This is a genomic window from Vagococcus sp. QWL-13 (assembly GCF_058683555.1).
On sequence record NZ_CM178746.1, the window covers coordinates 149,716 to 165,232 of the forward strand.

General features: G+C 49.0%; 19 protein-coding genes and 1 pseudogene. All 20 read left to right on the forward strand.

The window, feature by feature from the left end; translation table 11 throughout:
* The first annotated feature begins 1 nt into the window (after position 1).
* The 20 genes and pseudogenes from AC4PHI_RS00775 to AC4PHI_RS00870 all read left to right on the forward strand — a co-directional run bounded on the left by AC4PHI_RS00775 (position 2) and on the right by AC4PHI_RS00870 (position 15,510).
* Positions 2-1,131, forward strand: a pseudogene (locus AC4PHI_RS00775) (DNA cytosine methyltransferase).
* The gene (metK, locus tag AC4PHI_RS00780) at positions 1,118-2,242 is read left to right on the forward strand and encodes a methionine adenosyltransferase (RefSeq protein ID WP_492200433.1); all 1,125 of its coding nucleotides are present in this window, start codon (positions 1,118-1,120) and stop codon (positions 2,240-2,242) included. Before AC4PHI_RS00775 ends, metK begins: the two are co-directional and overlap by 14 nt.
* Positions 2,239-3,483, forward strand: a complete 1,245-nt coding sequence (locus tag AC4PHI_RS00785) for a site-specific DNA-methyltransferase (RefSeq protein WP_492200434.1) — start codon at positions 2,239-2,241, stop codon at positions 3,481-3,483. Before metK ends, AC4PHI_RS00785 begins: the two co-directional genes overlap by 4 nt.
* A gap of 126 nt (positions 3,484-3,609) precedes the next feature.
* Positions 3,610-3,786: a DUF6900 domain-containing protein gene (locus tag AC4PHI_RS00790; RefSeq protein WP_164845520.1), complete on the forward strand. Its 177-nt coding sequence runs from the start codon at positions 3,610-3,612 to the stop codon at positions 3,784-3,786.
* Positions 3,787-3,788: 2 nt separating this feature from the next.
* Positions 3,789-4,439: a hypothetical protein gene (locus AC4PHI_RS00795; protein WP_492200435.1), complete on the forward strand. Its 651-nt coding sequence runs from the start codon at positions 3,789-3,791 to the stop codon at positions 4,437-4,439.
* Positions 4,426-4,650 carry a DUF4314 domain-containing protein gene (locus tag AC4PHI_RS00800; protein ID WP_492200436.1) on the forward strand — a complete coding sequence of 75 codons (225 nt, stop codon included), beginning with the start codon at positions 4,426-4,428 and terminating at the stop codon, positions 4,648-4,650. The genes AC4PHI_RS00795 and AC4PHI_RS00800 overlap by 14 nt, the downstream gene beginning before the upstream one ends.
* Positions 4,647-4,841 carry a DUF5049 domain-containing protein gene (locus AC4PHI_RS00805; protein WP_492200437.1) on the forward strand — a complete coding sequence of 65 codons (195 nt, stop codon included), beginning with the start codon at positions 4,647-4,649 and terminating at the stop codon, positions 4,839-4,841. Before AC4PHI_RS00800 ends, AC4PHI_RS00805 begins: the two co-directional genes overlap by 4 nt.
* Positions 4,842-4,959: 118 nt before the next feature.
* On the forward strand, positions 4,960-5,118 hold the full coding sequence (locus AC4PHI_RS00810; RefSeq protein ID WP_492200438.1) for a hypothetical protein: 159 nt from the start codon (positions 4,960-4,962) through the stop codon (positions 5,116-5,118).
* Positions 5,115-5,369, forward strand: a complete 255-nt coding sequence (locus tag AC4PHI_RS00815; protein ID WP_492200439.1) for an Nmad4 family putative nucleotide modification protein — start codon at positions 5,115-5,117, stop codon at positions 5,367-5,369. Before AC4PHI_RS00810 ends, AC4PHI_RS00815 begins: the two co-directional genes overlap by 4 nt.
* 93 nt (positions 5,370-5,462) lie before the next feature.
* Positions 5,463-7,064: a terminase large subunit gene (locus AC4PHI_RS00820; protein WP_492200440.1), complete on the forward strand. Its 1,602-nt coding sequence runs from the start codon at positions 5,463-5,465 to the stop codon at positions 7,062-7,064.
* A gap of 23 nt (positions 7,065-7,087) precedes the next feature.
* Entirely contained in the window at positions 7,088-8,314 is a 1,227-nt protein-coding gene (locus AC4PHI_RS00825; protein ID WP_492201506.1) for a phage portal protein, read from the forward strand.
* Positions 8,301-9,065: a head maturation protease, ClpP-related gene (locus AC4PHI_RS00830; protein ID WP_492200441.1), complete on the forward strand. Its 765-nt coding sequence runs from the start codon at positions 8,301-8,303 to the stop codon at positions 9,063-9,065. Before AC4PHI_RS00825 ends, AC4PHI_RS00830 begins: the two co-directional genes overlap by 14 nt.
* Positions 9,066-9,078: 13 nt before the next feature.
* The gene (locus tag AC4PHI_RS00835; protein ID WP_492200442.1) at positions 9,079-10,275 is read left to right on the forward strand and encodes a phage major capsid protein; all 1,197 of its coding nucleotides are present in this window, start codon (positions 9,079-9,081) and stop codon (positions 10,273-10,275) included.
* Between the two features lie 11 nt (positions 10,276-10,286).
* Positions 10,287-10,604 carry a head-tail connector protein gene (locus AC4PHI_RS00840; RefSeq protein ID WP_492200443.1) on the forward strand — a complete coding sequence of 106 codons (318 nt, stop codon included), beginning with the start codon at positions 10,287-10,289 and terminating at the stop codon, positions 10,602-10,604.
* Entirely contained in the window at positions 10,601-10,945 is a 345-nt protein-coding gene (locus AC4PHI_RS00845) for a head-tail adaptor protein (RefSeq protein ID WP_492200444.1), read from the forward strand. Before AC4PHI_RS00840 ends, AC4PHI_RS00845 begins: the two co-directional genes overlap by 4 nt.
* Positions 10,938-11,369 (forward strand): HK97-gp10 family putative phage morphogenesis protein, encoded by a 432-nt coding sequence (locus AC4PHI_RS00850; RefSeq protein WP_492200445.1) that lies wholly within the window; start codon positions 10,938-10,940, stop codon positions 11,367-11,369. Before AC4PHI_RS00845 ends, AC4PHI_RS00850 begins: the two co-directional genes overlap by 8 nt.
* A complete protein-coding gene (locus AC4PHI_RS00855; protein ID WP_492200446.1) occupies positions 11,366-11,701 on the forward strand; it encodes a hypothetical protein in 336 nt (111 codons plus the stop codon). Before AC4PHI_RS00850 ends, AC4PHI_RS00855 begins: the two co-directional genes overlap by 4 nt.
* Positions 11,702-11,713: 12 nt before the next feature.
* On the forward strand, positions 11,714-12,307 hold the full coding sequence (locus tag AC4PHI_RS00860; RefSeq protein WP_492200447.1) for a major tail protein: 594 nt from the start codon (positions 11,714-11,716) through the stop codon (positions 12,305-12,307).
* Between the two features lie 13 nt (positions 12,308-12,320).
* Positions 12,321-12,704 carry a hypothetical protein gene (locus AC4PHI_RS00865; protein WP_492200448.1) on the forward strand — a complete coding sequence of 128 codons (384 nt, stop codon included), beginning with the start codon at positions 12,321-12,323 and terminating at the stop codon, positions 12,702-12,704.
* Positions 12,705-12,909: 205 nt separating this feature from the next.
* Positions 12,910-15,510: a phage tail protein gene (locus AC4PHI_RS00870; protein ID WP_492200449.1), complete on the forward strand. Its 2,601-nt coding sequence runs from the start codon at positions 12,910-12,912 to the stop codon at positions 15,508-15,510.
* Positions 15,511-15,517 lie beyond the last annotated feature (7 nt).

A 15,517-nucleotide genomic window follows, 5' to 3' on the forward strand; every position in this document is an offset into this window, starting at 1 on the left:
GATGCGGACGATGATTGATCTTTTTTCAGGCATCGGAGGTTTCCGCTTGGGCTTTGAAAGAGCAGGCTTTCGCTGTATTGGAAGCTGTGAGAACGATAAATTTGCCCTTGAATCTTACAAGGCAATGTTTGACACGAAGGGAGAATGGTTTTGTGAAGACATACGAAGCATTAAATCAAAAGATATCCCCTTTGCCGACTGCTGGACCTTCGGCTTTCCTTGCCAGGATATCTCAGTTGCCGGCTTTCAAAGAGGAGTCACTGCAAAAAGAAGCGGCCTATATTTTACAGTCCTTGACCTCGTCAAGGGCAAAGAAGAAAAAGATAAGCCCCGATGGCTTGTCGCTGAAAACGTTAAAAACCTGCTATCCATTCATGACGGATGGGACTTTGCCCGTGTTCTCCTTGAAATGGACGAAGCAGGGTACGACGTCTTCTAGCAGGTGCTCAATTCCAAAGACTACGGCGTGCCCCAATCAAGAGAGCGTGTCTTCCTTATTGGACATCTTAGAACAAGAGGTCGATTTGAAATACTACCTTTCGAGGGAGAAAACGATGCGCATCTTAGAAGGCTTGTAGGCGGGTCTCAAGGCTACCGGGTCTACGATCCCGGAGGTGTCGCATGCACAATCCAATCTTCAGCAGGAGGGCTCGGTGCGAAAACCGGGCTCTATTTAATTTCACAGGAAGGAATGACGGTTAGCAAAGGCAAGGTAAAAACGAGGGATCAATCGACCTGCATCGTTGCGACCTACGGACACGGCCTTGATAACAAAGGCATGCGGACGGGAGTTCTTGAAGCAAGAAGTGTATCTACACCTTTTCGCACATCGCCAAGATCCAAGACAGCAAGGCGTGTGAAAGAAGACGGCGAGCCGTCCTTTACCCTAACCGGGCAAGACCGACACGGTGTGCTTTTAAGCGACGGCAATCACTATGCCATCAGAAGGCTTACGCCGAAAGAGTGCTTCAGGCTTCAGGGCTTTCCGGATCATCTCTATGAAAAAGCAACCGCTGTCTGCTCGGAATCTCAGCTTACAAACAGGCAGGCAATGCCGTGACGGTTCCTGTTGCGGAAGCGGTGGCAAGAAGAATCATTGAAGCGGAGGAAAAACAAGATGAAACATTATAAATCAGCCGAGTCCGTGACGAAGGGTCACCCGGATAAGCTCTGTGACTATATAGCTGACAGCATTCTGGACGGCTATCTGAAAGGTGACGAAAGTTCCAGAGTTGCCGTAGAAGTGATGGCGACAAAGGGGCTTATTTTAGTTGCGGGAGAAGTGACGAGCAAAGCGGCTCTCGATGTAGAAGATATTGTGCGAGAGGTGCTTTTTGATGTGGGCTATGAACCTCAAAACTTCGAGATCGAAGTAAGACTTCACGCACAAAGTCCCGATATCGCACAAGGTGTTGACCGGGCGGAAAACCTGCTCGGTGCGGGCGATCAGGGAATCGTCTACGGCTACGCAACGGATGAAACCCCTGAACACCTTCCGCTTCCTCAAGTCTTGGCAAGAAGGCTTACGATGAGACTTGAAGAAGTGCGAGAGAAAAACATCATCCCTGAACTTATGCCTGACGGCAAGTGCCTTGTGACCGTGGAATATGAAAACAGTGAAGCGACAAGGATTCACTCGGTCGTATTATCCAGCCAGCATGAGGAGAGTATCTCCAATGCGGATCTCAGGAAGGCGATTCACACTCATGTGATTCGTCCTGCCTTAGAGGGCGTGCTTCCCTTTGAGGAAGAAGATATCCATATCAATCCGACGGGCAGGTTTGTCTTTGGGGGTCCTGAAGCCGACACCGGCTTAACCGGCAGAAAGCTTGCTGTTGATACTTATGGCGGACTTTCAAGACACGGCGGCGGTGCTTTTTCCGGCAAGGATCCGACCAAGGTCGACCGGACGGGAGCCTATATGGCACGGCTCATTGCACGAAGCGTTGTCTCGGCCGGCTTTGCCAAAGAGTGCGAGGTGACAATCGCTTATGCCATTGGAAGGCCGGAGCCGCTTTACTTTGATATTGACTGCTTTGGCACGGAGACAAAGGACATAGAAACGATTAAGGAAGAGTGCGAGACACTCTTTCCCTTGTCGGTTTTGCCCATGATTCACTACTTAAAGCTCAGGCAGGATTCCTATGCTCCTCTTGCCATCAAGGGGCACTTCGGTGACAGTGAACTTCCCTGGGAAAACGACCTGGCAGGACTTTTGTTTCATGCGGGGGTGAGCCTATGAAAATGACGGAGCATCTTGAGAAAGTACCCATTGATAAACTCGTTCCCTACGCCAGAAATGCTAGGACGCACAGCAAAGAACAAATTCTTCAGCTTCGATCTTCCATCAGGGAGTTTGGCTTCATCAATCCCTGCCTGGTTGACAAGGACTACAACATCATCGCAGGGCACGGCAGAATTATTGCGGCCAAGGAAGAAGGATTAACGGAAGTCCCTTGCGTATTTGTGGAGCATTTAACCGAAGCACAAAAGAGAGCCTATATTTTGGCGGATAATCGTCTCGCACTGAATGCCGGCTGGGATGAAGAAATGCTGTCGATAGAGCTTTCGGAACTGGAAGGAGCGGACTTTGACCTCGACCTTTTAGGCTTTACCGACGCTGAACTTCATAAACTTTTAGGCGAGATTGAGACCGAGGAAGACGACTTTGACCTAACTTCTGCCCTGGAAGAAGCAAGCTTTGTAGAGCCGGGCGATGTCTGGACAGTAGGAAGACATCGTCTTATTTGCGGAGACGCGACCAATCTTTCGGATGTGGAAACGCTCATGGACAAAAAGAAAGCAAACCTGATTTTAACCGATCCGCCCTATGCGGTAAGTTACGAGAGCGCATCGGGTCTTTCCATCAAAAACGATAACCTGAAAGCGGAGGAATTTTACGATTTTCTCTTAAATTCTTTTAAGAACATGATCGAGGTTTCCGAAGCCGGAGCTTCCGCCTATGTCTTTCATGCGGATACGGAAGGACTCACCTTCAGAAAGGCTTTTGAAGATGCGGGCTTTCACTTATCCGGTGTCTGCATCTGGGCAAAAGACTCGCTGGTGCTGGGAAGATCTCCCTACCAGTGGTCGCACGAACCGATTCTCTTCGGCTGGAACAAAAGGGGCAAGCATGAATGGCATGCGGGCCGTGCGGAAAAAACAGTCTGGCAGTTTAATAAGCCTAAGAAGAACGAGAACCATCCGACCTCAAAACCGATAGACCTACTTTCCTACCCGATTCAAAACTCAAGCCGAGCAAACAGCATCGTATTGGATCTTTTCGGCGGCAGCGGCTCTACTCTTATCGCCTGTGAGCAAACAGACCGCATCTGCTATATGGCAGAGATTGATGATAAGTACGCATCGGTCATTTTAAGGCGGTATGTGGAATTTAAGTCAGGCGACAGTTCGGACGTTTTTGCATTACGAGGCGGCAAGAAAATCCCTTATAAAAAGCTTGTCAAAACTGTCGGTTTATAACAAAAATACGGGTGTAAAATTGTCCGGTAAATAGCCTGAAAACCCTGCAAATAAAGGCTTTTATGACTTGGCTTATCCTCCTTTTAGAGCGAACATGTACATACAAAAACGAAGGAGGAAAAAGCCATGAAAAAAGATTTAGAAAAGAAACTGGAAGCTATCGTCAAGGAACGCTATCCCGACATTGAAACGCTTGAGAGCAGAAACAGCGACTCGCTCGATTTTCACGAAATCAGCGTCTGGGGACTTAGAGAACTTCTGGAAAAAGCCTATGAGCTTGGACGCTCGGAAGCGGGGAGGTAGTTATGGAAACAAGATTCTTACTCGAAGGATACAAAAGAAAAGACCTCGCCAAAGCCTTGGCGGGCATTCTTGAAACGGAAGTGAACTACCTAGGTATGCCGTCCATGAGCTATCGCATCGGAAACTCTTTTTTAGAAAAAGACGGCACCTTCATCTGGGGCGTAAACTTCTTAAAAGAGGATGTGGAGAGGATTGAAAAAGAACTTGAAGCTCAGGGCTTTAAGACCTCAAAAGACAGCTTTACCATCTCACTTCCCACAGAGTATTTTTCAACGGAAACCATGCAAAAGCTTGATCGGATTTTAGAGTCCAAAGGTGCTCTTATCAAAAAGGCGTTAAACGCTGACAGAACGGTTGCACTTAGAGAAATTGAAACCGTGGATTTTCCTTGGTTTGACCGAGTTCTTGATGCCGATGAAGCAAGGATTTATACGGAATTTGTGTCAAAACTCTGCTGGATGGCCAAAGAACAAAAAAGAGTTCTGGAGCGAGAAACCGTGACGGACAACGAAAAGTACAGCTTCCGCTGTTTTCTCTTAAGGCTCGGCTACATCGGAGACGAGTACAAGGAAGCAAGAAAGATGCTCTTGCAGCACTTAAGCGGTTCTTCTTCTCATCGATATTCCAAGGAGGAAGCCCATGAGAACGCTTAATAAATATGCCCTTGAGGGTTTAAGAAAAGCCTATCCGAAGGGAGCCAGAGTAGAACTTTTAAAGATGGATGACCCGCAGGCACCTCCTGTCGGAACAAAAGGCACAGTCATTGCCGTGGATGATATCGGCAGCATTTTAGTCAGCTGGGATAACGGCTCGGGACTGAATGTCGTCTACGGTGAAGACTTGGTAAGGAGGATTGACCGATGAGCTTAAAAGAACAGATTATAGCCGTCCGTGACAGCGGAAAGACCAATATGCTGGATAGCCGCACGGTGCAGTACATCGCTAGTGAAATGAATTTTTTCGAGCTTGTGATTTTCATCGAAGAACACCGAGACAGGTATTCAAAGTTTATCTTCACGGGTGATGAGAAATACTTGTCGGTCAGCGACAAATAAAGAAGTGTATCTTTGTGCAGAATATCCCTAAAAACCTCGCAAATAAAGGGTTTTATGACTTGGCTTATTCTTCTTTTAGAGCGAATATGTACGTACAAAAACGAAGGAGGAAAAGCCCATGACAAACAAGGAACTGAAGAGACAGACCTTTTTAGAAGCAACGAGACGAAGAAACGAAAAGAAGCGTTTAGAAAGAGAAAAGGATCCTGCAAAAGCAGACTATGAAGACGGCAAAATCAGCTGGAATGAGTACCTTAAAAGGAGTCTGAAGAAATGAGAGAGTTTACAACGATTGAAAAACAGGCCATGAAGATCAGCCCCTGCTACGGTGCCATACTGCAATGGAAAGAGCGGGTTTTTGTAACAGACATGAACCGATTCGGCAAATATACCGCTAAGATTTACGAAATGGTGGATTTGGAAGATGCTCCGAGCAGGATAGAAGCAAGGCTTTCGCTGATCAAAGAAGCCGATGAGAGTTTTCCTGACAGCGGTCATGCCATCAAGTGGTGCTTTAAGCAGGATTAACTAAAAGAAAAAATAGAAAGCATCAGCCCTTAGGGGCTTTTGCTCGTGGTACGGCCTTAGGGGTCGTTTTTTTTATGCGTAAAGGAGGCTTGGATGCGAAAACTAGAACACTACAAACCGACAAAATTTAAGCTTCCCTCCTCCCGTTACGACAAAGATGCGACAGACCGCGCCGTTACCTTTATCAGCCTTTTGAAACATACCAAAGGCGAATGGTACGGCAGACCTTTCGAGCTGATTGACTGGCAGGAACAGATTGTAAGAGACCTCTTCGGCATTTTGAAACCGAACGGCTATCGGCAGTTTAATACGGCCTATATTGAGATTCCAAAGAAGCAAGGCAAGTCTGAACTTGCGGCAGCCATTGCCCTTTACCTTACCTGCGGAGACTTCGAGCACGGCGGTGAGATTTACGGCTGTGCGGCCGACCGCCAGCAGGCATCCATTGTCTTTGATGTGGCGGTGCAGATGGTGGAACAAAACCCTGCGCTGAAAGCCCGCATCAAGCCCTTGATCTCACAAAAGCGGCTCATCTATAAGCCTTTAAACAGCTTCTATCAGGTCTTATCCTCAGAAGCCTATACCAAGCACGGGCTTAACGTTCACGGGGTGGTCTTTGACGAACTTCACGCTCAGCCGAACCGTCAGCTCTACGATGTTATGACCAAAGGCTCTGGTGATGCCAGAAAACAGCCGCTCTACTTTCTGATTACAACAGCTGGAACGGACAGGCACTCCATTTGCTGGGAAGTCCATCAAAAGGCGGAGGATATCCTTGCAGGAAGAAAAAGGGATCCGAGCTTTTATCCTGTCATCTTCGGAGCGGACGAGGAGGAAGACTGGATGGATGAAGAAGTATGGAAAAAGGCTAATCCTTCTCTTGGCATAACCGTCGATATTGAAAAATTAAGGATCGCCTGCAACAGTGCAAGGCAGAACCCGGCGGAAGAAAATATCTTCCGTCAATTAAGGCTTAATCAATGGGTGAAGCAATCAGTCCGCTGGATGCCGATGGAAAAGTGGGATGCCTGTAGCATAGCAGTTGATGAGACAAAACTTGAAGGCCGCGTCTGTTATGGCGGGCTTGACCTCTCAAGCACCACAGACCTGACGGCCTTTGTCCTGGTTTTTCCTCCGGAAACGGAAAACGAGCCATACTATGTTCTTCCCTTTTTCTGGATACCGGACGAAAATATCTCGCTTCGGGTCAGCCGAGACCATGTGCCCTATGACGTCTGGGAAAAAGAAGGTTTTCTTCTTACGACCGAAGGAAATGTCGTGCATTACGGCTTTATCGAACAGTTTATTGAAGACCTCGGTACGAAGTACAACATCAAAGAGATCGCCTTTGACCGCTGGGGTGCGGTGCAGATGAGCCAGAACCTCATGGATATGGGCTTTACCGTCGTTCCCTTCGGCCAGGGCTATAAGGATATGAGCCCTCCGACCAAGGAGCTGATGAAGCTGGTCTTGGAAGAAAAACTTGCTCACGGAGGACATCCCGTCCTTCGCTGGTGCGTGGATAATATTTTCGTAAGAACTGATCCTGCCGGAAACATCAAGCCGGACAAGGAAAAATCGACCGAGCGGATTGACGGTGCGGTGGCACTCATCATGGCGCTTGACCGGGCGATCCGAAATCAGGGAAGCGACCTCGGCTCTGTATACGACGAGCGGGGCTTGCTGCTCTTTTAGAAACGATAAGGAGGTGATGTCCTCTGGGACTTTTAAAGAACCTATTCAAAAGCAGGGACAAGCCGGAGCTGACCAAACCGTCGGTGTTCCGGTTTTTCTTTGCCCCGTCTTCTTCCGGAAAACAGGTGACGGAGAAAAATGCCATGCAATCGGCGGCGGTTTATGCCTGTGTCAGAGTGATTGCTGAGACTGTTGCGAGTCTACCCTTACACCTTTACCGACATGTCGAGGAAGGAAAAAGACGGGATACACTCCATCCTTTGTATTTCCTCCTGCACGACAGCCCAAATCCTGAAATGACATCCTTCATCTTCCGGGAAACCCTGATGACCCATCTTCTTTTATGGGGCAATGCCTATGCACAGATTGTAAGAAACGGGCACGGTGAAATCATCGGGCTTTATCCTTTGATGCCGGACAAGATGCAGGTCAGCCGGGCGGAGACGGATGAACTCATCTATCTTTACCAAAGCGGGATGAGCAGCATTGCCTTTCGAAGAGAAGAAATTCTCCATATCCCCGGGCTTGGCTTTGACGGACTGGTGGGCTACTCACCGATTGCGATGGCACGAAACGCCATCGGCATGTCGATGGCAACCGAGGAGTTCGGTGCGAGCTTCTTTCAAAACGGGGCCGCTCCTGGCGGTATTTTAGAGCATCCTGGCACGCTTAAAGACCCGTCCAAGGTCAGAGAAAGCTGGAATGAGCTTTTTAAGGGTTCGGGAAACGCCAACAAAGTCGCTGTCTTGGAAGAAGGCATGACCTATAAGCAAATTGGGATTCCGCCGAATGAAGCACAGTTTCTTGAGACAAGAAAGTATCAGACGGAAGAAATCTGCCGTATCTACCGAGTGCCGCCACACCTGGTGGCAGACCTCGACAAGGCGACCTTTTCCAATATCGAACACCAGTCCATCAGCTTTGTCGTTCACACGATAAGACCCTGGCTGGTACGGCTCGAGCAGGCCATGAACAAGGCTCTTTTATATCCCGCTGAAAGACAGCGTTATTTCATTGAGTTCAATGTCGACGGGCTTTTAAGGGGCGACTATGAAAGCCGAATGAGGGGTTATGCAACGGCAAGGCAAAACGGCTGGATGAGCGCCAACGACATCAGGCGGCTTGAAAACATGAATCTCATACCAAAAGAAGAAGGAGGCGATCTGTACTTGATCAACGGCAACATGACGAAACTTGAAGATGCCGGCATCTTTTCCGGCAAGGAGGCGAAAAGAGATGGAGAAACGTAAATTCTGGGTCTTTCAAAGAGGAGATCCAAAGGAAGAAACCGTCCTGAGACTGGACGGTCCGATTGCAAAAGAGAGCTGGTTTGGCGATGAAGTCACACCGGCTCTTTTCTTATCGGAACTGGAAAGTCATCCGGGAGATATGACGGTGTGGATTAATTCACCCGGCGGCGATGTCTTTGCGGCATCGCAGATCTACACCATGCTCATGGATCACAAAGGCAAAATCACGGTGAAAATCGAGGGCATTGCCGCTTCTGCCGCTTCTGTCATTGCGATGGCGGGCGGCGAGGTGCTCATGAGTCCTTCTTCCATGATGATGATTCACAATCCCGAAACTTCCGCCTACGGCTGGAAAGACGAGATGGAAAAGGCACTGGACATCTTGGACGAAGTCAAAGAATCCATCATTAACGCCTATGAACTTAAAACCGGACTTTCCAGGCATAAAATCTCTCGCCTGATGGATGACGAGACTTGGATGAATGCGAAGAAGGCAAAGGAACTCGGCTTTTGTGACCGCCTTCTTTTCACCGGCGACGACGAAGAGGAGGAAGCGGAGGAAGAAGCTCAGGAAGGTATGGCTTTTGCCGCAAGAAAGATGATGAGCACGGTCTTAAACAAGATCAGTGCCGATGCGGTTTTAGCAAAGAAAGAGGAAGAAGCGGGGTCCGATGAAGAAGCGGACAACTTGGAAGAAACAGGCACGAAATACAAAGAGCTTACAAAACGGCTCGAACTTTTACGTCATTAAGGAGGACGAAGAAATGAACAAAATTCAGGAACTGAGAAACAAGCGCCTTGAAACCTGGGAAAAGGCCAAGACCTTTTTAGAGGACAAGCGAGACGAGAAAGGCATCGTCTCAGCAGAAGACACGGCGGCTTACGAAAAGATGGAAGAGGAAGTTGTAGACCTCGGAAAAGAAATCGACAGGCTCGAACGCCAAAGAGACATGGACATGAAGCTTGCTGAAGCAATCAGCCGTCCGGTGGTGGGAAATCCCGTGCAGGGAAAGGAAGACAAGACCGGCAGAGGAAGTGACGCTTATCAAAGGGACTTCTGGAACCTTATGCGAAAGAAAAATGCCCCTGTTACCAATGCCCTGCAGGTCGGCACCGACTCCGAGGGCGGTTATCTGGCCCCGGATGAATTTGAAAGGACTCTGGTAGAAGCTCTGGAAGAAGAAAACATCTTCAGACAGCTTGCTCATGTCATCCAGACTTCTTCCGGCGACCGAAAAATCCCTGTCGTTGCGACGAAAGGTACAGCCAGCTGGGTGGATGAGGAAGCGGCTATCCCGGAATCCGATCCCGCCTTCGGTCAGGTCTCCATCGGTGCCTATAAGCTGGCAACCATGCTGAAAGTCTCCGAAGAACTCTTAAACGACTCGGTCTTTGACCTTGAAAGCTACATTGCGAAAGAGTTCGGAAGACGCATGGGCTCTAAAGAAGAGGAGGCCTTCCTCATCGGTGACGGTGTGGGCAAGCCTGTAGGCGTTTTCCAAACTACGGGCGGAGGTGAAGTGGGCGTTACAGCCACTTCGGACAAGGCAGTAACGGCCGATGAGCTGATTGACCTCTTCTATTCGCTTCGTGCACCGTACAGGAAAAATGCCGTCTTCATCATGAACGATGCGACGGTGAAGCTCATTCGAAAGCTGAAAGACACGACCGGGCAGTATCTCTGGCAGCCGGCCTTGACAGCAGGTACACCGGATACCATCCTCAATCGTCCGGTCTATACGTCAAGCTTTGCGCCCTTAGCGGAAGCGGGAGCTCTTGCGATTGCTTTCGGCGACTTCTCCTATTACTGGATTGCCGATCGTCAGGGCAGGTCTTTCCAAAGATTAAACGAGCTTTTTGCCGCAACGGGTCAAGTCGGCTTTAAGGCGACACAGCGGGTGGACGGAAAACTCATCCTGCCTGAGAGCGTGAAGCTTTTACAGATGAAAGCCGGCGTATAAGGAGGATATAGATGAACGCAGAGGATCTTCTTTATCCGTTAAAAGAAAATCTGGTGGTGGAGCATGATGCGGACGATCCCCTCATGCTCCGCTGCCTCTCCTCTGCGATTTCCTATGCAGAGGGATACCAGAAAAAAGGGCCGGATTATTATCTTACACACCCAATGACGGAGAGTACCAAGCAGGCTGTGATCGTCCTTGCAAGTTTCTTCTATGAATCAAGAGACGGTTCAACGGCCGGCTTCTTTTCCGATTCTCCTGAAGCCGCACGGCAGGTCTGGGAGACGGTTAAAACTCTTCTTCAGGGCGATAAGGATGTGATCCTATGAGCATTAAACTAAATCACTTTATTGAGCTTTTTCGTGTGGAGCAGGAAACGGATCCGGACGGCTTTCCGGTGGAGCGAGACGTCTTTCTTGCAAGTGTCAGAGCTTACCGGGAAGACCGCTACGGGAGTGAGACCTGGAAGAATCGAAGTCTTTTTTCGACAGCAACGACGCTTTTTAGAATCAGGCGAATTCCCGGTATCACACTCGATACCCGATGCGTCGTGGTGACGGAAGACGGCAGGCACAACATTCTCTCCGTGGAAGACATCCGAAGAAAAGGGCTCTATTGGGAGATTTTGGCTGAAAGAGTCGATACGGAAGGGGTGGTAAAGGATGGCTAAATGCGAAATGAAAATGCCGAATGAGTTCTTGGATAAGCTCTCAAAACTCGGTGACCGTTTTGATAAAGCCGCTCCTAAGATTTTACAAAGCGGCGGCAAGGTCGTGCTCTCGGCGATGAAAGCAAACCTTGAAGGCCGGATCGGAAAAGATACCAAGTACCCTTCCCGCTCCAAGGGCGATCTTTTAAGAAGCCTTGGCATCACCCCGGCTTTGCAGGATCGAAACGGCGAGTGGAATATCCGGGTAGGTGTCGGAGACTCTATTGACCGGGAAGGCGTGCCGAATGCACTGAAAGCTCAGGTCTTGGAGTACGGAAAATCCGGTCAGAAAGCAAAGCCCTGGATGAAGCCGGCACGAAGAAAAGCGAGAAAGCCTGCCGTTCAAGCGATGGAAGAAACATTAAAAAAGGAGCTTGATCTATGAGTGCATTGGCAGAACTAAAACAAATAGCGGAAGGCTTAAGGATTCCTTCGGGAGCCGTGACCTTTGAAAAGAAGGCTCCTGAAACCTATCTGGTCTTTACACCGCTTTATGACGATTTACTCTTCTATGCCGACAACAAACCGCTGGTGGAGACGGAAGAAATCCGCATCTCTCTCTTTTGCAAGGAAAACTATCTTCTTTGGAAAAGGAAGCTGACGGACGCTTTGCTTGAGCAGGATTTTATCATCACGGAGCGGAGGTTTTTAGACCTTGAAGAAGACACGGGATACTACCATTACAGCCTGGACGTGGCGAAAGAATACGTCCGATAAGGAGAAATCATTATGGCAACAATAGGCCTGGATAAATTGTACTATGCAAAAATTACGGAGGATGCTTCCGGCATGGAAACCTACGACACGCCCGTACAGCTGGCAAAAGCCATCACGGCGGAGCTGTCGGTGGAACTTGCGGAAGCGATCCTTTACGCCGATGACGGTGCATCGGAGATTGTAAAAGAGTTTAAAACAGGGACGCTCTCCCTCGGTGTGGACGATATTGGAAGTCAGGCGGCATCCGATCTTACGGGAGCTGTTATCGACACAAACAAAGTCCTGATTTCCTCGTCTGAAGACGGGGGACTTCCTGTCGCTATCGGTTTTCGTGCAAAGAAATCAAACGGCAATTATCGTTATTTCTGGCTTTACCGAGTGAAGTTCGGCATACCCGCTACAAACCTTGAAACGAAGGGAGACTCGATAACCTTTTCCACACCGACCATTGAAGGCACGATCATGCGAAGAAACAAGGCGGACGCTGAAGGAAGACACCCCTGGAAGGCGGAAGTGACGGAAGGAGATGAGGGGGTAGCCCCCGAAGTCATCACAGGCTGGTACACATCCGTCTATGAGCCGGTCTTTACGCCGATTGCCCCATAAGGAGGATGGTTTTATGTATCAGGAATATATGACAAAGATTAAAGTCGGTGAAAAAGAGTATGAACTTCTTCTTACGACCAGGGCGACCAAAGAAATCGCAGGACGCTACGGCGGTCTTGAAAACTTAGGCGACAAGCTCATGAAGGCGGAGAACTTCGAGATGGCTTTGGGAGAGATCATCTGGCTGATTACGCTGCTTGCCAATCAGCCGATCTTAATCCATAACCTGAAAAACAAGAACGACACAAAAGAACTTCTCACCGAGGAGGAAGTGGAGCTTTTGACCTCTCCTTTGGATCTTGCGGAATACAAGGATGCCATTACGGACGCTCTTTTAAAGGCGACCAAGCGAAATATTGAAAGCGAGACGGACTCAAAAAACCCGGAAGCCGGGTAAAGGGTGAAGCCTTATTTACCCGGCTTTTGTATTTCGGGCTGAGCCGGCTTTATCTTTCGCAGGATGAAGTCTGGCTCATGCCCTTTTCTTTGCTCTTAGACCTTATTGAATGTGACAGACAGTATCGCGGGCTTTCCAAACCGAAGCAGGAACTTTTGATTGATGACGTGATCCCCTATGGAATTTGATAGAAAGGAGGCAGCTCATGGCAGATAATTTCGGCTTAAAGATTGGCCTTGAGGGTGAAAGAGAATTTAAAAAGGCCCTTGCCGACATTAACCGATCCTTTAAGGTTTTAGGCTCGGAGATGAAGCTTATCACCTCCGAGTTTTCTAAAAACGACAAATCCGTGCAGGCTCTTTCCGCACGAAACAGCGTCCTTAATAAAGAGATTGAAGCACAAAAACAAAAGATTGAAACCTTGAAGGCGGCTCTTGATAATGCCGCTGCTTCCTTTGGTGAAAACGACAGAAGGACGCAGAACTGGCAAATCCAGCTGAACAATGCCAAGGCGGCATTGAACGGCATGGAGCAGGAGCTAAATGACAATAACGAAGCTCTAAGAGAAGCCGGTAAAAACTACGATGATGCGGAAAAATCCCTCTCCGACATGGATAAAGAAATGGATGATGTCACGGAAAGCGCTGATGACATGGGAGAGAAAATAGAAGATGCGGGCGATGCTGCCGATAAATCCGAAGGAAAATTCAGAAAGCTCGGCTCGGTCTTAAAAGGGATAGGTGCGGCGATGGGAGCCGTGGTTGTCGCTGCTGGAGCTGCCGCCGTTAAGCTTGGCAAAGAAGTCATTTCTTCTTTTGCCGACTATGAACAGTTGGTTGGCGGTGTCGATACTCTCTTTAAGGAATCGTCCGGGAAACTCCAGGACTATGCGGCAAACGCCTATAAAACGGCGGGGCTTTCTGCGAACGAGTACATGGAGACGGTGACGGGCTTTTCCGCAAGCCTGATCCAATCACTTGGCGGAGATACGGAAAAAGCGGTGAAATATGCCGATATGGCCATCACCGATATGTCGGATAACGCCAATAAGATGGGCACGGATATGACCAGTATCCAAAACGCCTATCAGGGCTTTGCCAAGCAAAACTACACCATGCTCGATAACTTGAAACTGGGCTATGGCGGCACGAAATCCGAGATGGAACGGCTGCTGGCCGATGCCGAGAAGATTTCAGGGCTTGAGTTTAATATCGACTCCTACGCTGATGTAGTACAGGCGATTCATGTCATCCAGGATAATTTGGGGATTACAGGCACGACGGCCTTGGAAGCGGAAGAGACCATCACCGGCTCCATCAATGCCCTGCAAAGTGCCTTTGGAAATCTCCTTGTAGGCTTCGGACGGGCGGATGCCGATATTCAAATGCTGACAGGGAATGTGGTCGATGCTTTTAAGACCGTCGTTACCAACATTACGCCCGTCATCGAGAACATGATTCAGGCGCTTCCTGCCGTGACAGGGGCACTCCTTGAAGCGATTTCGGAGCTTTTGCCTTCGCTTCTTACCATGATCACCGATCTATTCACACAGGTTTTGGAAACGTTGATGAGTCTTCTTCCAAGTCTTATCCCGGTGGCGGTGGAAGCGATCCTGACGATTATAAATGCCATTATTGAAAACCTGCCCCTTTTGATTGAAGCGGCGGTTTTACTGATAGCAACACTGGTGCAAGGTTTGGGAGAAGCCATGCCAAATCTCATCCCGGCAGCCGTTTCAGCGATTGTGACGATTGTTCAGGGCTTAATTGAGAATCTGCCGCTCCTCATTGAAGCGGCTTTGCAGCTGATCATGGGGCTTGCGGAAGGTCTGATTGCGGCGATTCCAATCCTGATTGAAGCGCTCCCTCAGATTATTGAAGCGATTATCACTTTTTTACTGGAAGCGATTCCTCAGATCATTGAAACGGGCATAACACTTCTGACAGCGCTGATTGAGGCTTTGCCCGACATTATCACGCAGATTGTGACGGCGATTCCGCAGATTATAGATGCCCTGATTACGGCAATCTTAGGCTCTATCCCGCAGATCATCGAAGCCGGGATTGATCTTTTGGTTGCACTTATTCAGGCCCTTCCTCAGATTATTACAACAATTGTGCAGGCCATCCCGGAAATTATAGCCGCCATTGTGAACGCCTTTGCCGGAAACATCGACAAGATCATCATGGCAGGGGTAGAGCTTTTTGTTGCCCTTATCGAGAATCTTCCGACCATCATCGTCGAGATTGTAAAGGCGGTGCCGCAGATTATTGAGGGCATTGTCAGTGCCTTTGGCTCTCTTATGTACAAGATCGTGGAAGTCGGCGGCAATATCGTCAAAGGTCTCTGGGAAGGCATCAAGGGACTGGCAGGCTGGATCTGGGACAAGGTATCCGGATGGGCATCCGATCTTTGGAGTGGCATCAAGAGTTTCTTTGGTATCAGCTCTCCGTCAAAAGAAATGGCCTGGATCGGTGAAATGCTGGTAGAAGGACTTGCAGGTGCCATTGAACGCTCAGGCGGCGACGCGGTCAGAGCCAGCGAGGGCTTGGCAGAAGACATCAATAATGTGATGGGTCAGCTCGGAAAAGATATGAGCGTGGCGCTGCCGACTGATTTTCAGGTTCAGGCGGAAACGGCGGTAAGCGGTGCTTTGAGAGGAGTTGCTCCGATAGGAGCTGCTCCACAGATCACAATCGAGCAGATGTTTGTTCGAAGCGAAGACGATATCCGAAAAGTTTCGCAGGAGCTCTATAACCTGATTGAAGCAGGTTCCAGAGCACAGGGCCGCTTCTCGCCGGCGTAAAAGGAAG